Source organism: Duncaniella muricolitica (assembly GCF_910574735.1).
Taxonomy (GTDB): Bacteria; Bacteroidota; Bacteroidia; order Bacteroidales; family Muribaculaceae; genus Duncaniella; species Duncaniella muricolitica.
This window is the reverse complement of the sequence record NZ_CAJTCF010000028.1, coordinates 1-21,780: the sequence shown is the minus strand read 5'-3', so window position 1 is coordinate 21,780 and position 21,780 is coordinate 1. Positions and strand designations below refer to the sequence as shown.

The 21,780-nt window shown below is 51.4% G+C and carries 16 protein-coding genes; 6 read left to right on the top strand and 10 right to left on the bottom strand.

All coding sequences use genetic code 11. From position 1 onward, the window contains the following. Positions 1 to 2: 2 nt before the first annotated feature. The 3 genes from QGT73_RS07740 to miaB form a co-directional block, all read right to left on the bottom strand. The gene (locus QGT73_RS07740) at positions 3 to 806 is read right to left on the bottom strand and encodes a polysaccharide biosynthesis/export family protein (RefSeq protein WP_280122071.1); all 804 of its coding nucleotides are present in this window, start codon (positions 804 to 806) and stop codon (positions 3 to 5) included. Positions 807 to 917: 111 nt separating this feature from the next. Continuing rightward, complete coding sequence (locus QGT73_RS07735) at positions 918 to 1,523, bottom strand: YqgE/AlgH family protein (RefSeq protein ID WP_280122070.1); 606 nt, start codon at positions 1,521 to 1,523, stop codon at positions 918 to 920. 155 nt (positions 1,524 to 1,678) lie between these two features. After that, positions 1,679 to 3,022: a tRNA (N6-isopentenyl adenosine(37)-C2)-methylthiotransferase MiaB gene (gene miaB / locus QGT73_RS07730; protein ID WP_280122069.1), complete on the bottom strand. Its 1,344-nt coding sequence runs from the start codon at positions 3,020 to 3,022 to the stop codon at positions 1,679 to 1,681. Between the two features lie 74 nt (positions 3,023 to 3,096). Between miaB and QGT73_RS07725 the strand changes: the two genes are divergently transcribed. Beyond that, positions 3,097 to 3,531: a hypothetical protein gene (locus QGT73_RS07725; protein WP_280122068.1), complete on the top strand. Its 435-nt coding sequence runs from the start codon at positions 3,097 to 3,099 to the stop codon at positions 3,529 to 3,531. A gap of 54 nt (positions 3,532 to 3,585) precedes the next feature. Next, entirely contained in the window at positions 3,586 to 5,085 is a 1,500-nt protein-coding gene (locus QGT73_RS07720; RefSeq protein ID WP_123617917.1) for a butyryl-CoA:acetate CoA transferase, read from the top strand. Between the two features lie 108 nt (positions 5,086 to 5,193). Here QGT73_RS07720 and QGT73_RS07715 read toward each other — a convergent pair whose 3' ends face one another. Both QGT73_RS07715 and QGT73_RS07710 read right to left on the bottom strand, forming a co-directional pair. Continuing rightward, positions 5,194 to 6,474 carry a glycoside hydrolase family 43 protein gene (locus QGT73_RS07715; protein WP_280122093.1) on the bottom strand — a complete coding sequence of 427 codons (1,281 nt, stop codon included), beginning with the start codon at positions 6,472 to 6,474 and terminating at the stop codon, positions 5,194 to 5,196. Between the two features lie 194 nt (positions 6,475 to 6,668). Continuing rightward, the gene (locus QGT73_RS07710) at positions 6,669 to 7,646 is read right to left on the bottom strand and encodes a gliding motility protein GldB-related protein (protein ID WP_280122067.1); all 978 of its coding nucleotides are present in this window, start codon (positions 7,644 to 7,646) and stop codon (positions 6,669 to 6,671) included. Between the two features lie 153 nt (positions 7,647 to 7,799). Between QGT73_RS07710 and QGT73_RS07705 the strand changes: the two genes are divergently transcribed. From QGT73_RS07705 to QGT73_RS07695, 3 genes are all read left to right on the top strand, one after another. Further along, entirely contained in the window at positions 7,800 to 8,897 is a 1,098-nt protein-coding gene (locus QGT73_RS07705; protein WP_280122066.1) for an N-acetylmuramoyl-L-alanine amidase family protein, read from the top strand. Positions 8,898 to 8,940: 43 nt separating this feature from the next. Further along, positions 8,941 to 9,864: an MlaD family protein gene (locus QGT73_RS07700; protein WP_280122065.1), complete on the top strand. Its 924-nt coding sequence runs from the start codon at positions 8,941 to 8,943 to the stop codon at positions 9,862 to 9,864. Between the two features lie 193 nt (positions 9,865 to 10,057). Beyond that, positions 10,058 to 12,910, top strand: a complete 2,853-nt coding sequence (locus QGT73_RS07695) for a TonB-dependent receptor (protein WP_280122064.1) — start codon at positions 10,058 to 10,060, stop codon at positions 12,908 to 12,910. A gap of 183 nt (positions 12,911 to 13,093) precedes the next feature. Here the strand turns inward: QGT73_RS07695 and mutS are convergent, their stop codons facing one another. The 5 genes from mutS to QGT73_RS07670 are packed head-to-tail and all read right to left on the bottom strand — an operon-like array spanning position 13,094 to position 20,407. Next, a complete protein-coding gene (mutS, locus tag QGT73_RS07690; RefSeq protein ID WP_280122063.1) occupies positions 13,094 to 15,712 on the bottom strand; it encodes a DNA mismatch repair protein MutS in 2,619 nt (872 codons plus the stop codon). A 12-nt stretch (positions 15,713 to 15,724) separates the two neighbouring features. Next, positions 15,725 to 17,518, bottom strand: coding sequence for an ABC-F family ATP-binding cassette domain-containing protein (locus tag QGT73_RS07685; protein ID WP_280122062.1), 1,794 nt, complete (start codon positions 17,516 to 17,518; stop codon positions 15,725 to 15,727). 30 nt (positions 17,519 to 17,548) lie between these two features. Next, the gene (locus tag QGT73_RS07680) at positions 17,549 to 18,841 is read right to left on the bottom strand and encodes a CobW family GTP-binding protein (protein WP_280122061.1); all 1,293 of its coding nucleotides are present in this window, start codon (positions 18,839 to 18,841) and stop codon (positions 17,549 to 17,551) included. 31 nt (positions 18,842 to 18,872) lie between these two features. Continuing rightward, the gene (gene folB / locus QGT73_RS07675) at positions 18,873 to 19,226 is read right to left on the bottom strand and encodes a dihydroneopterin aldolase (protein WP_280122060.1); all 354 of its coding nucleotides are present in this window, start codon (positions 19,224 to 19,226) and stop codon (positions 18,873 to 18,875) included. After that, positions 19,226 to 20,407, bottom strand: coding sequence for a glycosyltransferase (locus QGT73_RS07670; protein ID WP_280122059.1), 1,182 nt, complete (start codon positions 20,405 to 20,407; stop codon positions 19,226 to 19,228). Before QGT73_RS07670 ends, folB begins: the two co-directional genes overlap by 1 nt. A 282-nt stretch (positions 20,408 to 20,689) precedes the next feature. Here QGT73_RS07670 and QGT73_RS07665 point away from each other — a divergent pair, with 282 nt between their 5' ends. Further along, positions 20,690 to 21,682, top strand: a complete 993-nt coding sequence (locus QGT73_RS07665; RefSeq protein ID WP_280122058.1) for a TlpA family protein disulfide reductase — start codon at positions 20,690 to 20,692, stop codon at positions 21,680 to 21,682. Positions 21,683 to 21,780: the final 98 nt, after the last annotated feature.

The window sequence follows — 21,780 nt, the reverse complement described above, 5'->3', positions numbered from 1 at the left end:
GATCACTTTACAGTAAGAGCGATTACGAGCGAAGCTATCACCGAAGACGCACTCACGATAGTGGATATTACCGAGAGTTTGAACGCATTGTTCTGGTTATACTTCGAGTTGGACTGGCGTATAGCATTGGGCTCTACATAAATATAGTCATTCTGCTTTACGTAGTAGTAGGGCGAGGTCAGCACGTCGGACGAATTGAGATTGAGATGCGCGAAACGACGCTCACCATTCTCCTCGCGTATCACAAGCACATTGCTTCGTTCGCCATACTCCGTGAGGTCACCGGCAGCCGTAAGTGCGTCAAGTATCGAGCACCGGTTGCCGGTAAGAGCTATCTGTCCGGGATTTTTCACTTCTCCGGCCACATTAACCTTGAAATTCACAAGACCGACATACACCATAGGGTCCTCAACATCTTTGCTCAGCCTCTTTATCAAGTCGTCACGAAGCTGTTCGGTGGTCATTCCGGCCACATGAATGGTGCCGAGTACGGGGAAGTTTATATCACCTTTTGACGATACTATATAGGTCATCTGCTTGTCATTGCGTGTCGACTCCATGCCCCATTTATATGCAGGATTGGCCAACGGCAGATTATATATAGCTGTTGCAGAAGGGTTGACTGAATTGACCGTGATATACAATTCGTCATCAGGCTCTATAGTAGGAAGGTAGTCTGACTTGGGGAGTGTACCCTCTTTAACTGATGATAAATCGGTGAAATATGGTAACGTGGTCTTGGACGATGAGCACGAAGCAAGAAGCATAGCCGAGAGCAGACAGCCGGTAATGAATTTGAGTTTCATAAAAATTTCACGTATGCATTTCATAAGAGCGCGTTTGCAGCCAAACACACTATTATGAAACGCAAAGATGTGTAAAATATTATACACATCTCTAAAAAAACGACTGCAAAATCAATTCACCATCGGATTTTGCGGATGATACAGCCACCCTCTGAAATCATCACCGAGAGCTCTGACAGCCCTGTGCCAATAGGCATCACCGGCACCCCGCAGCATATCGTGAGGCGAGCCGGTCAGAGGCGACACAGCCCAGACGTTACGGGCAAGTTCTTCCTCAAGCTGAGATCCGCTCCAGCCGCTATATCCGAGGAAGAAACGAATATTACCCTCCAGTTCATAACCATCGTTGACTATCGAGAGCATCGGCTCAAAGTCACCGCCTACCCACAACCCGTCGCCAAGAGGTTGTGTGCCCGGGATGATGTCGCCGAGGGTATGTATGAAATACAAACGGTCACTCCCCACCGGGCCTCCGCAATAGACAGGAATAGGTTCCTTACGCTCGACGCCCTCAACAAGTTCCTGCAACGTGTAGTCCGAACCATTGTTAAGCACTACGCCCATAGCACCGCCTCCGGGCTCATACTCTATGAGCGCGATAACCGAATGGCTGAAATAATCCTCTCGCAGAAAAGGCTCGGAGACCAACAGTGCTCCGGGGGCCGGGGTGTTACCCGACTGAATATCTATATTAAACAGCAGCGACTTGTAATCCATAACATCTACATACTTTAATGGTTCGCCTTGTGAAGAAAAGTCAGGAGTAATGAAACGCGTGCTCCTACACTTTTAACAACACCGGACGCATAAAAGTTACAGCGTGACAGCGTTTTTGCACCGGCAGAGCCGTCACAGGCAGCCACAACGGCGATTTACTCAACCAACTCTCCGATAAGCGTGGCCGATGACGCCGACACGGCCTTGACACGCACGGTGTCGCCCACACGACAGTTGCCACGCGGGAACACAAAGGTCTTGTTTTGCGAGCTGCGGCCCACCATCTGCTCTTTGGATCTCTTTGACACGCCCTCGACGAGCACTTCGAACGTGTGGCCGACATCACGAAGATTGCTTGCGAGCGAGAGTTCATTTTGCAGAGCTATCATGCGGTTAAGACGCTCAATCTTCACTTCCTCCGGCACATTGTCGGGCATTGTGCGCGAGGCAAGCGTGCCCGGCCGCTCGGAATACTTGAACATGAACGACGAATCAAAACCCACCTCTCTCATAAGCGAGAGAGTCTGCTCAAAATCCTCCTCCGTCTCATCGTGAAATCCCGTAAAGAGGTCGGAAGATATGCCGCAGTCGGGTATGCGGGAACGTATTGCCGCGATGCGGCCAAGATACCATTCACGTGTGTATTTTCGGTTCATCGCCTTGAGCACGCTATCACTGCCCGACTGCACGGGCAGGTGAATGTGACGGCAGATATTGGGATGAGCGGCAATGACATCAATAGTCTCGTCGCTCATATCCTTGGGATGGGAGGTGGTAAAACGTATGCGCATATCGGGAGCGGCCTCGGCCACCATCGCAAGAAGAGCCGGAAAATTGACCGTCACTCCGTCAGGACCGGTATAGCTGTAACTGTTGACATTCTGTCCCAGGAGGGTTGCCTCCCTAAATCCCCGTGCTCTGAGGTCGGCAAGCTCGGCAAGTATGCTCTGAGGCTCGCGTGAACGCTCTCGCCCGCGGGTATAGGGCACAATACAATAGGAGCAGAAATTATTGCATCCGCGCATTATACTGATAAATCCCGACACGATATTTCCCGTGATGCGGGCGGGAATAATGTCGCGATAGGTCTCGCTTGTGCTCAAAGTTACGTTGACAGCCTTCTCACCGGCCTCGACCGAGGCAAACAGTGCGGGCAGGTCGAGATATGAATCAGGCCCGGCCACAAGATCAACGCCATGATTAGCCACCAGATCCTCTTTGACACGCTCGGCCATACAGCCTATCACTCCGATAATGAGTCGCTGACTGCTTTTCGGACGCTTGCGGCGCAGCGAGGCAAGGAATGCCAGGCGCGACAAAATCTTCTGCTCGGCATTGTCGCGTATGGAGCAGGTGTTGAGCAACACGGCATCAGCCTCGTCAAGATTGTCGGTCATGTCATAACCGACCGTAGCCATCACCGAAGCCACTACTTCACTGTCAGCTACATTCATCTGACAGCCGTAGGTTTCTATGTATAATGTGCGGTTTTGTCCCATAATTTATTTGTGTAATAGCGCAACATTAAGTAACTTTGCGCAAAAGTAGCACAAAGTTACACATTTTTTCGCAAATGGAGACAATAATAATATGGATAGTGATTGTCGCTGTCGGAGCCGCTTATGAGTGGGTCAAGAAAAAGGCCGCGCCGTCAGAGAGCGAGCAGCATCCGCCAGCCCGCACATCACGCCCGGCTCCATGCAATGCACCGTGGAGCACCGACCGGGCCATGCAGCAGCCGGCCCGCATGCAACACGAGCCACGCAAACCCAAAGCACCCAAGCCGGCTCCGGCCGTCTCAGTTATCCCAGCCCCTGCTCACTCCTACCAGCCGCTCACTAATCTTCCGGCCAACGACACTCCGATGCAGGTAGAAGAGCTCGACAACAATCAGGAGACTCCTCAGACCTCAAAGGTGTCACAACAGGAGCTGGCCGAACGACAGGCTCACTATGACCGCTGGCGCAAAGCGATACTCGACACGCAGATACTTGAGCGCAAATTCTGACTATCAAATATTAACGAATATAGAATTCAACTAAAGCATAAACCGACTATCAAAATGAGATTTCCTATTCTCACTCCTGAAGAGGCAGCCGACCTCTTTTACAACGACTGCAACTGCGGATTCTCCGGCTTTACCGCTCCCGGAGCACCCAAGATGGTCACACAAGCCATCGCCGCCAAGGCCGAGCGGCTCCACGAGCAGGGAGAACCTTTCAAAATCAACATCGTCACAGGAGCCTCGACATCCGACTTATGTGACGGCATGCTCGCCCGAGCCAACGCCATAGGCCGACGCACCCCCTATCAGAATCATCCCGACCTGCGCAAACGCATCAATTCGCACGACGCCCATTACTTTGACCTCCATCTCTCAGAGACCGCCCAGAAGCTGCGCTACGGCCAGATAGGCGACATCGACATCGCAATAATCGAGGTGTGTGACATCAAGGATGACGGCACTGCCGTGGTAGGCACAGGCGTGGGCAATGTCCCCACCATAGCCAAGATGGCCAAGCGCGTAATTATCGAGCTCAATGAGAAGCTCCGCCACTCACTCTACGGTCTGCACGACATATATATGCCCCTTGATCCGCCTTGCCGCCGTGAAATACCTATCTACAAGCCCAGCGACCGCATCGGATCACCCGTGCTCAAAATAGACCCTGAGAAGATTGTAGGCGTAGTAATGAGCGACAGCTACGAGGGCGTGAAGCCTTTCACCCCGCTTGACGAGACCACCAAGATGATCGGAGCCAACGTGTGTCGCTTCCTTATCGGCGAAATCAAGGCAGGCCGCATCCCCTCGTCGTTCCTGCCCATACAGTCGGGTGTAGGCAATGTGGCCAACGCCGTGCTCTACGGACTTGCCGACGCAAAGGAGATACCTCCGTTTGAAATGTACACTGAAGTGATACAGGATGCCGTCATTGACCTCATGAAAAATGGCCGATGCAAATTTGGCTCAACAAGCTCTCTCACAGTGAGCAACGAGGTAGAAGATGAGGTAATCAGCAACATCGACTTCTTCAAGGAGCATTTGGTGATACGCCCCGTGGAAATATCCAACAATCCCGAGGTGATACGCCGACTCGGCGTCATCGCCATGAACACAGCTCTCGAGGCTGACATCTTCGGCAACATCAACTCGACCCATGTCACAGGCACACGCATGATGAATGGCATCGGAGGCTCGGGCGACTTCACCCGCAATGCCTATGTGTCGATATTCTCTTGCCCGTCCGTGACCAAAGAGGGCAAAATCTCCAATATCGTCCCCATGGTGTCACACGTGGACCACACCGAACACTCGGTAGACATCATCGTGACCGATCAGGGTATAGCCGACCTGCGCGGACTTGACCCCGTACAGAGAGCCCACGTAATCATTGACAACTGCGCACATCCTATGTATCGCGAACTGCTTCGCGACTATCTCAAGTTGTCGACCCGCGGTGGCCAGACCCCCCACACTCTTGAGGCATCACTGTCGTTCCACACCGAATTTCTTGCCTCGGGCGATATGCGCAACGTAAATTTCGCCAAGTACTGTCGATAAATCGGCAAACAAAATAACCTGAAAGACAAAAGTCTCAAAAGTAGCTACTTTTGAGACTTTTGTCTTTCAGGTTATTACCGATTGTCTATTCTGCCGTTTTTGCCTGGGCTACTTCATACTCCACCAGTCGAGGTTAAAGAGGCTGTCGCCATCTCCCTCAAAGCAGAAGTAAAGGTCGTGAATCCCTTTCACCTTCTTAAGACGGGTAGAGAAATCCTTGTACACATCCATCGAGCCGGTATTGCCGATATTTATCGTGCCGACAACAGGCCCATCCTGGCTGTCGATTCTAATCACAATCTTGCCGCCATCTTTAACAGCCGCTCCATTCATTGTGATGTTTTTCGCACCTTTCCGGCCAAAGTCTACCCCCTTTAGCATCAGATACTCGCCATTGTCGATACCTGTCAGATATTGGTTGTGGCCCGCGAGCGGAGCTGTTTTAAGACCCCATCCCCAAGCCATAGTCTCAGCCTCGACACGACGGAAAGGATTGAACGGTTCGATCTGCTCGACATGACATTCCGTCCAATAAGGAAGTTCGCGGATAGTGCCGTCAGGATTATACTTCATCTCGGCAGCTCCGACCGAGCGACGCTCATGATGCTTGTCAGTGACACGTCGCAACAGTTCGTAATTAAGACCAAACACGTATGTCTTGCCCTTGTAGTCAATAATACCGGGATGATTACCGTTGGAACGCGGAGTCGGAGCCATTATATATCCCTTAGTAGTCCACGGGCCTGTGGGGCTGTCGCTCATGGCATAACCTATGCCCTCAGGACAGCATGTCGATGCAAACGCGAGATAATATTTGTCACCGCGACGATAAAACCACGGCCCCTCCTGATACTTGTCGGGACGGTCGAGCTTAACAATGTCGCCGCTATATGAAATCATATCACTGTTTAGCTTCACGTAATAGAGATTAGGGTTGCCCCAATACATGTAAGCCTGGCCGTCATTGTCGATAAAGACGGTCGGGTCAATGTCATCCCAATGTTCCTGCTGCCACACAAGAGGCTTGCCTATAGGGTCGGTAAACGGGCCATAGGGCGTGTCGGCCACAAGTACACCGATGCCGTGGCCATGAAGCGGACAATACATATAGAACTTGCCGTTTCTCTCAATCACCTGCTCGGCCCACGCACCATTGTCGCGACTGCGCCATTTGAAATTCTCGAGCGAGGCCACCGCTCCATGATCGGTCCAGTTGACCATATCGGTCGAGGTGTAGAGGAGCCAGTCTTTCATAAGAAATCCATCGGCATCATCCTCGTCATGCGTAGTGTAAAGAAATATAGTATCATTATGCACCATAGGTGCAGGGTCGGCCGTATACTTTGTCTGGACTACAGGCAACTGGGCCACAGCCGGCAGCGAGAGCATGCCGCATAGGGCAAGGGGAAGCAATGTGATAAGTTTTCGGTTCATGTAGATTTTTAGTTTAAGGTTAATCCTTGTTGCAAATTTACAAGTATGAACCGACTCGGGCATTACTCAATGTAACACACAGGTTTCACTCCGCACCATACCGTTCAGACTATCGTCTCACAATTGTCTTCATCCGTCACATACAGCCCTCAGGGGTTGTATTTCGCCGAGGAGAGCAACGATGGAGAACAATAAAACGCCGGGGTGAGCATATGCTCAATCGAGGCCGACGGGTTGTTGTCAATATAAGACTTCACGAGCCTGTGACCGATAAAACGTCCGGCTCGGCCCGGCACTTCGGGTGATATTACCGACACATGCGGAGCTACATCGACCAGCGAACGCGCTATGGCATAATCGGTAGAAAACAGCATCTGCCCTCCGACAATACTCTGCCATATCTTCAGCTCGTTGCCACACAACCAGGCATATTGACTATCGTCATAGCCAAGCACGCAGGCCTCACTTCTATCCGTGAGCCGCATCACGGCCTCGGCAACCGCTCCCTCATAGGCAAGACGCGTCACCACCTGCGGGTAATCGTCAGACGGACGATAGGGATAGGCGGAACGCACAAGAGCCTCGGCCACATCAACAAGAATGCGATCGCGCACTTTGAGGGCTCTCACATAGTCGGGAAAATACTCATAGTGCACATAATCCGCGCCGAGATAATGATTGAGCCCTATATATAATAATGTATCTGCGACCAATACCGACTGAGAGAACGGCGAAATAATGGCAAACACTTCGGGGACACGCACCTGTGGCAGCACAGAGCGCATCCGAGCGAAGACCTCTCCGATAGCCATACTCTCCCTGCGCGTGTCGCCGTATTCGCGCTCCACCCCATCGAGATGCTCGCGTATCGACGGCTTTTCGGCATAATCCGCTACCGTCAGAGGAGTCGGAGCCGGATAACCACTTATCTTAAAGAGTGTTTCAGTCGCCTTGACCGACAAAGAATCATCCGGCATGACGCCTCTTGCTATCTGACGGTCGAGACGATGCAGCTCCACAGGCTTCACATCCGATTGGCACGAAACCATACACCATGTGGCGGCGACTGATAAAATCGCCTTGGAAAAGCGGCTGTATGCCCGTACGGCTGTTGTGCTTATACTCATGACTATTGTTGCAAAATGATTGTCCAAAATTAGACATTTTTTGGCAGATAAGCCAAAAATTCGGTCAATGTGGCCTCCATTTACTTTTCTTTTACTAATTTTGCATATTGGAAACAACCATAAGACATGCGCCACACCGTATATCATATAATAATGAGTATGCTCCTGCTATGCGCCGCTCCCGCTGCGATGGCCAAGGACTTTACAGTGGTAATAGACCCCGGACACGGAGGCAAGGATGCCGGTGCGCTCGGGACTCGCACCAATGAGAAAACCATCAATCTCAAAGTGGCTCTGAAACTCAAAGAGATGCTCGAGAAGGAGATGGACGACACCAAAGTGGAGATGACACGCTCCACCGATGTATTTGTCCCCCTACAGAAGCGAGCGGACTTTGCCAACAACAAGCATGCCGATATATTTGTATCCATCCACGCCAACTCAATATCGTCAAAATCGCCCATGCACCGCAAAATCAACGGTGCGGCCGTCTATACTCTCGGTCTCGACCGAAGCGACACCAATCTCAGCGTGGCCATGCGCGAGAATGAGGTGATGAAACTCGAGGCCAACTATTCCACTACCTATCAGGGCTTTGACCCGTCGTCGACCGAAAGTTACATAGCCTTTGAGATGATGCAGCACAAAAACATGGATCAGAGCATAGCCCTGGCTGAAGCTGTGCAAAACCAACTGGTGAGGACTGCCGGACGAAAAAACAACGGAGTGAGACAGGCCCCGTTCTGGGTGCTGGTGCGCACAAGCATGCCGTCGATACTTGTCGAGCTCGACTTCATATGCAACCCGACCATGGAGACATTCATGGCGTCAGACGCCGGCAGCACCAAACTGGCCCGAGCCATATATAACGGCATCGAACGCTATCGAAATGCCTCAGGCGTCACATCTAAAAAATATCCGGCCCATAAGCGTGCCGTCAAGCCTGTCTCCACCCCCGAGCCGGAGCCGGAATGTAGCTCAGAGGAGACAAGCCCGAGTTGCAAGCCTGCGGATGCGTCGGCCATAGTATATAAAATACAGTTTCTGACCGCTCCAACTGTCATACAACAGGGTGACAAAAGATTCAAGGGCCTCAAGGATGTGGAGTCTTATCGCGATGGCGGTGCGGTAAAATACACTTACGGTTCTTATCCGTCGGTCAATGCCGCTGCTGCCGATCTGAAAAAAGTCAAGACAAAGTTTCCCGACGCATTTGTCATAAAGACCCGCGACGGAAAACGAATCAAATAACCCCCCAAAAAAATTCAACTCTGACAAAAACATTATTCGTTATATGAACAAACTATTCTCACGCGAAGTAAAGATAGGAGCCTCGGTGCTCGTAGCCCTGCTGGCACTCGTATTCGGCATCAACTACCTCAAAGGCGTAAACATATTCAAGGCCGCCAACTATTACTATGCCTCCTACACCAATGTTGCCGGGCTGGCACAGTCGGCACCAGTGACACTCAACGGCTACAAAGTCGGTCTGGTGAGAGATGTGGCATATGAATACGACAATCCCGGCCATGTGAGAGTAGAGCTCAGTCTCGACCGCCAGTTGCGCCTCCCCGAAGGCACCGCTGCCGCTATAGTCACCGATATGTTAGGCACATCGACAATCGAGCTGCGTATGGGCACATCGCCCAACTATATCGAGGTCGGACAAAAACTTCAGGCTATCGAAGGTAGCGGACTAATGGACAAGGTATCGACCGAACTCATGCCGACAATCATACAGATAGCTCCGCATATCGATTCGCTCGTCGTAGCCCTGACCGCCATCGCAGCCGATCCGGCTCTGCAATCATCGGTGAAACGTCTCGATGTCATCATGGCCAATCTGGAGAAATCGACAACACAACTCGACCGCGCCATGGGAGCGATGCCCTCAATCATGAACAACGCAAACGCCACTATGGCCAACGTCAAAGAAATCTCGGCTAATATCTCACAGGTGTCACAGGCTCTCGCCGTTCTCTCGGACGACCTCAAGAAAATGCCACTTGACTCGACACTCACCCATCTCAATAATATCACAGCCAATCTTGACGAAGCCACCGAGAAACTCAACTCGTCCAACTCGTCGCTTGGTCTGTTGCTCAACGACCCCGGCCTCTACAACAATATCAACAACTCAGCCGCACATATCGACAGCATACTCATCGACCTAAAGAAGCAGCCCAAACGCTACATCCCAAGTATAAAGATATTCTAAGCACCCTCCGTGTGAAAAGCTAACGACGAGTCTGTATCCATAGCTATAATAAGGATACAGACTCGTCTCATTTTTTTTGCGAATAAACCTATTTTAACAAAATATACCTTATCGTTGATTAAACCTTATGTAATATCGGCAGTCTTAATAACATAAACAAAACTTATTCATTACGATATACTAATTAAACTCGATGACACGTTTCAGACACGCTCTCACGACGTTAGCCCTACTCCTCTTCAGCACAGTAACAGCATTGGCTGTCAACATCACCGGGACGGTGAAAGACGCGGCTTCGGCCGAGCCACTTATGGAGGCAACCGTAAGGCTTCTCACAGCCAAAGACAGTACATTTGTCAAAGGCGTCACCACCAATCTTGACGGCAAGTTTACCCTCTCGGGCGTCCAAAAAGGCAACTACATCCTTTCGGTGACATATATCGGATATTCCGACCATTATCAAAATGTAAATGTAGCTTCGTCCAATGTGCGCCTGGGCGCGATTGAAATGAAAGAATCATCACAGTTGCTCGGGGTGGTCAATGTAGTCGCCACCAAAACTCCCATAAAAGTCATGGAGGACACCGTGGAATATAACGCAGACTCTTACCACACGCAGCCCAACGCTGTGGTCGAAGACCTGCTGAAACGACTCCCGGGCGTGGAAGTTGGCTCTGACGGCTCAATCACAGCCCAGGGAAAGACCATATCAAAGATTCTTGTCAATGGCAAGGAATTTTTCAGCGATGACCCGCAGGTGGCATCCAAAAACCTCCCCGCCAACATGATCGAAAAGCTCCAGGTAGTAGACCGCAAAAGCGACATGGCCCGTCTGACCGGTGTCGACGACGGAGAAGACGAGACTGTGATCAACCTCACTGTAAAAAGAGGTATGGACGAAGGATGGTTTGGCACAGCCGAGGCCGGATATGGCACAGACAAGCGTTATGCCGCCTCCTTTAACATCAACCGATTCTGGAACGGCAATCAGCTCACATTTCTCGGCAATCTCAACAACATCAACCAGGTAGGATTTACCGACAGTAACGGCTCACGTTTCCGTGGACCACGCGGACAAGGCGGTAATACCATCTCACGTGCTTTTGGCGTGAACTTCAATATCGGCAACGAGGAAGTGTTCCGCATCGGCGGTGACATAATGTACTCCAACACCGACCGTTCATCCACCAAGTATCAGAACCGCCAATACATCTTCCCGGAATATTCCACATTCTCTAAAATCGACAACATCGCCCGTGACCGCTCCAACAACGTGAGTGCCAACCTGCGTATGCTATGGAAGCCCGACTCGTTCAATACTCTCGAGTTCCGTCCCCAATTCTCTTACAACCACCAGAACGCCTATTCATGGGAAAACACCGTCAACCGCGACCCGCGCTATATGCTGAACGGCAACGACATTGTCAGCACGACCGACAACAACGTCAACTCCCGCGGTAACTCCTACGAGACATCCGGCCGACTCATATATTCACACAGTTTCAAGAACCACCGCGGTCGCTCACTCTCACTCAGCGGCAGCTACTCGATGTCAAACGTACGCGAGTATCAGTATTCACTCTCCCACATCGTAAAACGCATGCTTGAGGAAATGGAGGCCGAGGAGGATGATCCGACAGCCGACGACTATCTTATAGAAGACCAGGACCAGTATATCGACTCGCACACCTGGAGCAATCAGGTAATGGGCCAGATGACATGGACCGAACCTCTCGGCAATCCGGCCAACGGCAACTCGCTCGTGTTCAGCTATCGCATGAACTACCGCTGGAACAATTCCGACCGTCTGTCATATGACTACACCGACCCGACAGCTCCGCTTGAGGATCTTGTGCTCAACGAAGAGCTCTCCAACAGTTTCCGCAACAACTATTTCAACCAGAACATACGCCTCGGTTACAAAAAGACAGGCCGCAACCTCAACTATGAAGTCGGTCTCGCTCTCGTGCCTCAGATGTCAAAGTCAATCGACCTCATCAACTCGGACCGCAACATCGACACCCGCTGGGTATGGAACTATGCCCCCTATCTGCGTCTGCGTTACAAATTCAGCAAGCAGCGTTCATTCCAGGCCAACTATCGCGGACGCTCATCACAGCCGTCGATGACTCAGCTCCAGCCGGTGCCCGACGTTACCGACCCCATGAACATTACCATCGGTAATCCTGACCTTAAGCCATCGTTCTCCCACAACCTCAACCTGCGCTTCCAGGATTTCAACATGGACGCCCAGCGTTCATTAATGTTCAATTTTGATTTCACTTACAATCAAAATTCAATCATATCCAATACCATCTATGATGCAAACGCGGCCCGTACAACCACCTATACCAACGTCAACGGTGTGTGGAGCGGTCGACTCATGAACATGATGTCAATGCCGCTGAGCAACAAAAAGTGGACCATCTCCAACCACATATTCGGCAACGCGTCACAAAATATCGGCTTCAACAACGGTGTGCGCAACACTGCCCGCAACTTCAGCATCTTCGAGAGCCCTGGCATAGCGTTCCGTCCCGACCACTTCGAGTTTGAGATACGTCCGCAATACAATGTACAGTTCTCCAACAACTCGGTACAGACAGCAGGCAACGCCACCATCCACCGTTATGGAGGCCGTGCCGATGCCACTTACTACACCCCCTGGGGTCTGACTATTCAGAGTGACGTCAACTATACCGCAACCAAGGGTTACTCAGCCGGCTTCAACACCAACACATGGATGTGGAACGCATCAATCTCGCAGCAGTTGCTCCGCGACAAGTCGCTCACTGTGTCGGTACGCGTCTATGACCTTCTCAACCAGGTCAACAGCATCAGCCGCAGCATCACCGCAAGCTATATCGACGACACAGCGACCAATGTACTCACCCGCTACTTCATGTTCTCTGTAAGCTATCGCTTCAATACTTTCGGTAAAGGCAACGAGCCCAAGATTAACGGCGGAGAGTTTAACCGCGGTCCCGGCCGTGGCGGCTTCGGAGGCCCCGGAGGGCCGGGCGGACGCGGAGGCCGTCGTTTCTAAAAAGAACAACCACACATATTACAATCCGTCCACATTATTGTTTGCATAGGTTAGGTTAAAGCAAGGACGGACCAATGGCCGGGACTCGCGATGAGCCCCGGCCATTCCTTTATATATTAAACGGCACGCAGACTTGATTTTAGCATCAAGCCTGCGTGCCGTTTAATATCGCAATCGCTTATCTTACTTACCTGTCAAGACAGTGCGTATGTCATGAAGAGTGTTGAGTGCGGCCATGGGAGTGAGATTGTTTATGTCAAGGCCAAGTATGCGGTCACGCAACTGTGTCAGCACAGGATCGTCAAGCTGGAAAAATGACATCTGGAATCCCTCGGGCACATCCGAAATCTTGCCGAGCCTCTCCGACGTAGCATTGTCACTCTCGCGGTTGACGCGCTCCAGATGACGGAGCACCTCATCGGCCCGCTTCACAATAACCTGTGGCATGCCGGCCAGTTTGGCCACATGGATACCGAAACTGTGTTCGCTTCCACCTCGAGCGAGTTTGCGCAGAAACACGACTTTACCCTCTATCTCACGGACCGACACGTTATAGTTGACCACACGGCTGAAACTCTTTTCCATCTCGTTGAGCTCATGATAGTGAGTGGCGAAGAGAGTCTTGGGATGAGAGGTGCCATGCTCGTGGATATACTCGACTATGGCCCATGCGATAGAGATACCGTCGTAGGTAGATGTGCCGCGGCCAAGCTCGTCAAAAAGTATGAGGGAGCGTTCGCTCATGTTATTGAGGATGGATGCGGCCTCGTTCATCTCGACCATAAAAGTCGACTCTCCGAGCGAAATATTGTCAGAGGCTCCGACTCGTGTAAAAATCTTGTCGACCACGCCTATGTGCGCGCTCTCGGCCGCCACAAACGAGCCAATCTGCGCAAGCAGCACATTGAGAGCCGTCTGACGGAGCAAAGCCGACTTACCCGACATATTCGGGCCTGTTATCATCATCACCTGTGTGCCTGTATTGGACAGATTGACACTATTGGTAATATACGGCTCGCCCGGCGGCAGTTCTTTTTCTATGACGGGATGACGCCCCTCCACTATAGAAAGCTCGAGAGAATCGTCAACCACAGGACGGTTGTAACGATTCTCGATGGCTACGCGTGTAAACGAGTTGAACACATCAAGCTGCGCCACCAACTGCGCGTCGAGAAGTATTGCCGGGATATAGTCGGAAAGACGAGTGACGAGCTCGGAATATATGCGCTGCTCGATGATGGCAATCTTATCCTGCGCGCCAAGTATCTTCTCCTCATATTCCTTGAGTTCCTGAGTGATGTAACGCTCGGCATTGACAAGAGTCTGCTTGCGTATCCACTCGGGAGGCACCTTGTCGCGGTGGGTATTGGTGACTTCGATATAATATCCGAACACGTTGTTATAAGCCACTTTGAGCGACGGAATACCCGTGCGCTGGCTCTCGCGCTGCTGCAACCGGGCAAGATAATCCTTGCCACGATAGGCGATGTCGCGCAGTTGGTCAAGCTCTTCATCCACTCCGGGACGAATCACTTCGCCACGATTGAGGGCGGTGGGGGCGTCTTCCACGATCTCACGGGCTATCTTCTCGGCGATAGTGGTACAGGGATTGAGCTGGTCGCCGACCGACTGAAGTACCGCAAGATCGGCTCCACAACACACGCGCTTGATGTCGGGAATCACACGGAGGGCATTGCGCAGTTGTAACAGTTCGCGGGGATTGACACGCAAGGCCGACACTTTGGAGATAAGTCTCTCAAGGTCACCGATCTGAGACAGGGCCTCATGCACAGCCTCGCGGTCATCGGGATGCCGGAAGAAATACTCGACAATGTCAAGACGTTTGTTTATCTCTGTGGGATCTTTCAGCGGGAAGAGTATCCAGCGGTGAAGCAGGCGCGCACCCATAGGGCTGACTGTACGGTCAATTACATCGAGCAGACTTTTTCCGTCCTCGTTCATCGAGCGTACCAGCTCGAGATTTCTAACGGTGAAGCGGTCGAGCCTCACCGACATCTCCTCTTCGATACGGGCAATCGATGTGATGTGTGATGTGTGGGTGTGTTGCGTTATGTCGAGATAATGGAGCACCGCGCCCGAGGCAATAATTGCCGAGGTCATGCGGTCGACACCGAATCCTTTGAGCGAAGAGGTCTCAAACTGTTTCAGCAGACGGTCGTGAGCCGATGAGTCGGTGAATATCCAGTCGTCAAGCTCAAAGATATAATAGTGCTCGGCCATCGACTCCTCGGCCAGACGCTTCTTGCCACGCTCCACAAGCACCTCTTTGGGAGCAAAACTGCTCACAAGTTTGGTCACATAATCGACCGAACCCTCGGCGGTAAGAAACTCGCCGGTCGAGATGTCAAGAAACGCCACTCCGGTGTTCTGCTTGCCGAAATGTATGGCGGCAAGGAAGTTGTTCTCGCGATGATTGAGCACATTGTCGTTGATTGACACACCGGGAGTGACAAGCTCGGTGATGCCGCGCTTAACGAGTTTTTTTGTCGTTTTCGGATCTTCAAGCTGCTCACATATAGCCACACGCTTGCCGGCACGCACCAATTTGGGCAGATATGTATCGAGTGCGTGATGTGGGAAACCGGCCAGCTCCACATATTGCGCAGCCCCGTTGGCTCGACGGGTGAGCGTAATGCCGAGTATCTCGGAGGCCGCAATGGCATCCTCTGAAAATGTCTCGTAAAAGTCTCCCACCCTGAACAGCAATATGGCATCGGGATGTTGTTTTTTCATCGCGATATACTGCTTCATCAGCGGAGTTTCCACTATAGCTTTGGCCATAAATCAGTTATATTATGCTTCGATTTCAGACAATTCGAGCCAACGCAGCTCTTTCTCGTCAAGTATATCTTTAATCTCACTGTATCGCGCTGCCTTCTGAGCTATATCGCCGATATTTTCTCCCGAATTAAACAGGGCCTCGAGGGCTGATTTCTCTTCGGTGAGTCGGTCAATCTCTTCAGTGAGAGCTTCGAGCTCCTTGCGCTCCTTAAATGTAAGCCTGCGCTGACGCTGCACAGCCGGCTCGCGCTTCGCTGCGGCCGGAGCGGTCTTTGCGGTAGCTTCCTGAGCCTTGGCAGCCTTCTGCTCCTTGAGATAGTTGCGATAGTCGGTATAATTGCCGGGGAAATCCTTTATCACACCGTTGCCCTCCATCACAAAGAGGTGGTCGACTATGGAGTCAAGGAAGAAGCGGTCATGCGAGATTACAATCACACACCCCTTGAAGTTCTGAAGGTATTCTTCAAGTATGCCGAGTGTCATGATGTCGAGGTCGTTTGTCGGCTCGTCGAGTATCAGGAAGTTGGGCTGGGTGATGAGTACGGCCGCAAGATGCAAACGTCGCATCTCGCCTCCGCTGAGAGTGGATATGTATTTCTGCTGATCGGCCGGAGAGAACAAAAACCGTGTGAGAAACTGCATTGGCGTGTAGTGGGTCGTGCCATTTATCACCACATCCTCTGTGATGTCAGTGATGGCGTCAATCACCCGCTTGCCTTCGGGCAACGACAACCCGTCCTGGCTGTAATAACCAAACCGCACGGTCTCGCCGACGTTCCACTCACCCGAATCTTGAGCCACAAGGCCCTGGAGCATCTTGATGAATGTCGACTTGCCGACACCATTCTCACCGACAATGCCGACCTTCTCATATCGGGCGAACGTGTAGGTGAAATCATCGAGTATCACCTTGTCGCCAAATCGTTTGCACACGTTTTTAGCCTCAAATATCTTCGATCCGATATATGACGACTTGACCTCGTTGGGGTCAATGTTACGCTCGTCATATCGCACCGACGCACGCTCCTTCAAGTCATAGAAGGCATTGATGCGGTATCTTGCCTTGCCGGCTCGGGCCTGAGGCTGACGGCGCATCCACTCCTGCTCTTTGCGCAAAGTGTTCTTTACCTTGGCAAGCTCGCCTGTCAGAGCCTCTATGCGCTCAGCCCGTCGGCGCAGATAATAATCATAGTTGCCTTCATAGGTAAATATCTGACGCATGTCTATCTCTATAATCTTGTTGCACACGCGGTCAAGAAAATAGCGGTCATGCGTAACCATCAGAAGTGTGATGCGCTGACGGGTCAGATAGCCTTCGAGCCACTCAACGGTAGATATGTCAAGGTGGTTGGTCGGCTCGTCGAGAATAAGCAGGTCGGGATTGCCGAGCAACACGCGGGCAAGCGCGGCTCGCTTGAGCTGTCCGCCCGAGAGGTGGTCGACCTTCAGTTCGGCACTCTCTATGCCGAGTTGCGACAGCATCTGGCGGACACGGTCTTCACGCCCCCACTCCTCATGGTCGGTATCGTGTATGGCCGGCAGCAGATTGTGCATCAGCGTAGTGCCGGGTTCAAAGACAGGCGACTGGTCAAGAAACCCTACCCTCAGGTCGTTGCGAAAGGTTATGGAGCCGCTGTCGGGTGACTCATGCCCCGAAAGCAGACGCAGCAGTGTGGACTTGCCCGTGCCGTTCTTGGCTATGACTCCGATCTTGTCTCCTTCGTTGACACCAAAGGTTATCGAGTCAAAGAGCATACGGTCGCCATAGCTCTTGGTCAGGTCTTCGACTTGAAGATAAGGTTTCATCAATCAGTAGTTGAATAATTAGTTTTGCAATTATTTCTCAAGACATGCGTCAAGGGCTTCGGTGATGGCAGTGCGGTCCATGCCACGTCCGATAAATACGAGCTTGACCATACGGTCACCGTAATCCTCGTCCCAGTCTTTCATCATATCGGGATTCTGGGCCATAAGTTCGCGGAACTCGTCCTCGGGAGCTGTGGCAAACCATAGACCGGCCTCCTTGAGCGACTTCTGACGTCCGGCCGACTCAAAAAGATATGACATATCGGGATTGGAGGAGAAATAACATACGCCTTTGCAGCGTATCACCTCCTTGGGCCAATTTGTGGCTGCAAAGTGGTCAAACTTATTGAGGTCAAATGCGGGCCGTCGATAGTAGACAAACGTGCTTATGCCATACTCCTCTGCCTCACCCTCGCCATGATGATGGTGATGGTGGCAGTGTCCGCAAGTGCAGCCTTCGCCATGCTCATGGTGATGTTCATCATGATGGTGTCCGTCGTGCTCATGCTCATGGCAATGGTCATGACACTCATCGTCATGATGATGGTGGTGATGATGATGCTCGCGTTCCTCTTCCTCAATCTCATGATTGTCACGGTCAATCTGCTGCACCCACGCGGCCGATGATGCCACGGAGTTAAAATCAAAAAGGCCGGTGTTGACAAGGCGCGTTATATCCACATCGGCATAGTCACACTCTATGATTTCAGCCTTGGGCTGAATAGCGCGGACAATGGCCCGGATGCGGGCAAGCTCTTCGGGCTTGACTTCCGACACTTTGTTGAGAAGGATTATGTTGCAGAACTCTATTTGCTGTATGATAAGGTTTTCGATATCTTCCTCGTCAAGATTCTCTTTCTTGAGCGACTCGCCGCAACCAAACTCGTCCTGCAGGCGCAGGGCGTCGACAACTGTCACGATACAGTCCAGACGGGGTATGCCATATATCGTGGCAGTCTCGCCGAGCTGAGGGATGGAACATATCGTCTGGGCAATGGGTGCCGGCTCACATATGCCGCTGGCCTCTATGACTATGTAGTCAAAACGCTTCATCGCCATGATGTCCTCAATCTGCTTGATAAGGTCCATCTTGAGCGTGCAGCATATACAACCGTTGGAGAGAGCCACAAGGCTGTCGTCTTTCGAGTCGACCACTCCGCCACGCTCGATGAGGCTGGCGTCGATATTCACTTCGCCTATATCATTGACAATCACAGCAAATTTTATGCCGCGCTCGTTGGTCAGAATATGGTTGACCAATGTGGTTTTACCGCTGCCGAGATAACCGGTAAGCAGCAATATGGGAGTTGTCTTTTTCATCATATTTTCTATGCTGAATATATTGTGTTTTATATCACCATTCAATCTTTATCGCCACGCTGTCAAGTTCGGCGGCAATGGGTGGCGTTATCTTGGCTACACGTATGAAGCCGCCCTGTATCAGCGGAAAACGGCCGGTAAGCGCGGTCTTGATACGCATGGCTACATGCTCAAGCAAAGCCGAAGGCTCAGACATCACTTCGGCTATCACCCCGGTGGCCTCGGCATAATTGAGGGTACCTCCAAGGTCATCATGCTCCAAAGCCCTGTCCATAGGATAGACCAGATGGGCCGAGACCTCAAAGAGATTGCCCACCTGACGCTCTTGTGGGAGCACTCCATGTCGGGCAAAAATCCTCAGCCCGTTTATTTCTACCGTGCCCTTCATTATCCCCATGTAAGGTTAGTGCCGCGCTTGCGCCATCCCTTGATGCGATAATAGAGAGTGTAGAGCGGGTGATATGACATAAACCAAGGGAATGTGAGCAGCAACGGACGCGACCACAACGCACGTGACGTCTTGCGCCATGATATCATCAGGATAATCCATGTGACCAGCAGCACGACTCCTGCCGCAATCGCAGGCACCAGCGAAGGGAGCCCGACCACTGCAAGCGCGACCGCCGAACATATCAGCAGCCACCATGCCCAAGAGCAGGAGCTGAAAAACAATCGCGCATGGCCGCGAAGACGCGAAGCCGTGTAGTCGCGACGTATCTTGTCGGCCTTATGCATGGCTCCGGGAGCATCCTGCACATGCAGGAGCATAGAGTCGGCCGACAGTTCGACGGCTGTATTTCCACCTCGGGCCACCTCGCTGACAAACACGTCATCATCGCCATACTTTAAGTCAAGCGAGCGTGAAAAACCTTTATTATTGAAAAACACCTCACGACGATAGGCTATGTTACAGCCCGTGCCGCGATAAGGGCGACCGGCAATGGCCCAGGAGAGCCACTCGACGGCACTGCGCACCTGGTCAAACGAATGCAGCCGCTTCCAAGCATGCGATATACCATCCTGCTCTGACGGAGCAGCATAGCCGAGCACAACATCAGTGTTAGCATCAAAATGACGCGCCATGTTTCTGAGCCATTTGTCGGACGGCACCTGACATGCACCGACTGTATGGAGCAAAACATTATATTTCGCAGCCTTAATGCCGAGCGTCACAGCAAGTTTCTTTCGGGAAAGCGAGCGCGATTCCTGTGGGGTGAAAGTCATATAGAGATTGGAATATCTCTGCTCAAGGCGTGCTATCACATCTTTGGTCGAGTCCATAGCTCCGTCATTCACGACAATTACCTCAAACGGCGACGGATAGTCCTGGTCGAGTATCTGGGGTAGCAATACCTCGAGATTGGCGGCATCATCCTCGGAATATACTATCACCGACACGGGCGGAAACACATAGTCGGCCGCCACAGAGTCGTCGCGACCGCTGTCAGCAATCACTCTACGGCCCACCGACGCCACATAATGGCGAAAACCCGCAAGAAGATATATCGCCGAAACCGACAAAACGGCCAGCAGAGCTATTATGACAGGGGTGAAGCTGATTTCAAACATTTGTAGTACAAATTGGAAATTATATCTGCATTAATACAAAAATCCCTGTCACAAAGTGCGCACAAGGACCCATATTGAATTGCAAAATTACAAAAAAGAATCCATTCATCAGCCAAAATCGGCCTATTTTATTCCCAATTTATTACGCACACGACACGTATTCACTCAGCTTTTACCGAGCATAAAACACATCTATGATTAATGATACGGGGATTGCATATGTCATTAATTCTTCTTAATTTTGGAAATCCAATCATCACAATAAATAAAAAAGCAGCCGATATGAAAAAGACATTAATCCCCTTAGCTCTGATAATCACAGGGCCATTGTGCGCGACTGCTGCCGAAGCACTCGCCACTCCCGCCGATGGGATAGACAGAACTGTCGACATCTCAAATATCCTCGTCACAAAACGGCCGGAAAAAGCGGCCATAGACTCACTCATACAAGACCTCCCCACCCTTACGCTCAACGATGCGATAGCCGCAATCGACAACAACATGAGCGAAAATGAAATAACCCGAACCGTCGACGCCGTATATCTGGTCAACAATCTGAAAAACGGCTATCCGCTCGATGCGTCACGCGACGCCATAACATTCACATCTCGCTTTCCGTTCAGACGCCCCAACCACCTTGACATTGCCAAGCTCAAAGATATATTCAACTCCGAGAGCCCTATATTACACAGGAATTACCTCAAAAAATTTGAGTTTGTGTTTCGCAACTGCGGGGCCATGCCGGAACTTATCGGCCTGCGTGAACTGATTGAGAAAAACGTGGCCGATTGCTCTGAGAAATCATCCGCGCTCCAACTGTTTGACGCCTACACACCACTCATGACCGGCTCACCGGCACCGGATGCCGAGTTTGTTGACAAGGATGGATGTCGGCATCGCCTGTCGGACTACGCAGGCAAAACCGTCGTAATCGACATATGGGCCACATGGTGTCACAACTGTCTGAAGAAAATGCCAGCCTTTATCGAGCTGCGCGATTCTTACGCCGAAAATGACAACATCGCATTCCTGACGATATCAATCGACCGCCCCGATAAACGCGAACTATGGGACAAGATGTGCGACAAGCATTCACTGCACGGTGCAAACAACTTCATCACCGACAGCAACGACATGTCGGAGTTTGAGAATCTCTACAAGATATACGGCATTCCACGATATATCCTAATCAATCCAAACGGTAAAATCGTCGAGGCTTTCGCCCCCTCTCCCGGTCCGGAACTAAAAAAGCTCATCGACACCATATTACAATAGTTCGTTAAAAAATTATTCATAGGCTAAGCGGCATCTACCGCCAAGCCAAGGAGTTCTTTGACAAGTTTAGCATTTAAAGTCTTGTTCGGGTCAATTCC

What these genes read in the sequence shown, in the direction of transcription:
- QGT73_RS07740 (WP_280122071.1), bottom strand. Translation starts at nt 806, where the DNA reads ATGAAACTCAAATTCATTACCGGCTGTCTGCTCTCGGCTATGCTTCTT.
- QGT73_RS07735 (WP_280122070.1), bottom strand. Translation starts at nt 1,523, where the DNA reads ATGGATTACAAGTCGCTGCTGTTTAATATAGATATTCAGTCGGGTAAC.
- miaB (WP_280122069.1), bottom strand. Translation starts at nt 3,022, where the DNA reads ATGGGACAAAACCGCACATTATACATAGAAACCTACGGCTGTCAGATG.
- QGT73_RS07725 (WP_280122068.1), top strand. Translation starts at nt 3,097, where the DNA reads ATGGAGACAATAATAATATGGATAGTGATTGTCGCTGTCGGAGCCGCT.
- QGT73_RS07720 (WP_123617917.1), top strand. Translation starts at nt 3,586, where the DNA reads ATGAGATTTCCTATTCTCACTCCTGAAGAGGCAGCCGACCTCTTTTAC.
- QGT73_RS07715 (WP_280122093.1), bottom strand. Translation starts at nt 6,474, where the DNA reads ATGCTCTCGCTGCCGGCTGTGGCCCAGTTGCCTGTAGTCCAGACAAAG.
- QGT73_RS07710 (WP_280122067.1), bottom strand. Translation starts at nt 7,646, where the DNA reads ATGAGTATAAGCACAACAGCCGTACGGGCATACAGCCGCTTTTCCAAG.
- QGT73_RS07705 (WP_280122066.1), top strand. Translation starts at nt 7,800, where the DNA reads ATGAGTATGCTCCTGCTATGCGCCGCTCCCGCTGCGATGGCCAAGGAC.
- QGT73_RS07700 (WP_280122065.1), top strand. Translation starts at nt 8,941, where the DNA reads ATGAACAAACTATTCTCACGCGAAGTAAAGATAGGAGCCTCGGTGCTC.
- QGT73_RS07695 (WP_280122064.1), top strand. Translation starts at nt 10,058, where the DNA reads ATGACACGTTTCAGACACGCTCTCACGACGTTAGCCCTACTCCTCTTC.
- mutS (WP_280122063.1), bottom strand. Translation starts at nt 15,712, where the DNA reads ATGGCCAAAGCTATAGTGGAAACTCCGCTGATGAAGCAGTATATCGCG.
- QGT73_RS07685 (WP_280122062.1), bottom strand. Translation starts at nt 17,518, where the DNA reads ATGAAACCTTATCTTCAAGTCGAAGACCTGACCAAGAGCTATGGCGAC.
- QGT73_RS07680 (WP_280122061.1), bottom strand. Translation starts at nt 18,841, where the DNA reads ATGATGAAAAAGACAACTCCCATATTGCTGCTTACCGGTTATCTCGGC.
- folB (WP_280122060.1), bottom strand. Translation starts at nt 19,226, where the DNA reads ATGAAGGGCACGGTAGAAATAAACGGGCTGAGGATTTTTGCCCGACAT.
- QGT73_RS07670 (WP_280122059.1), bottom strand. Translation starts at nt 20,407, where the DNA reads ATGTTTGAAATCAGCTTCACCCCTGTCATAATAGCTCTGCTGGCCGTT.
- QGT73_RS07665 (WP_280122058.1), top strand. Translation starts at nt 20,690, where the DNA reads ATGAAAAAGACATTAATCCCCTTAGCTCTGATAATCACAGGGCCATTG.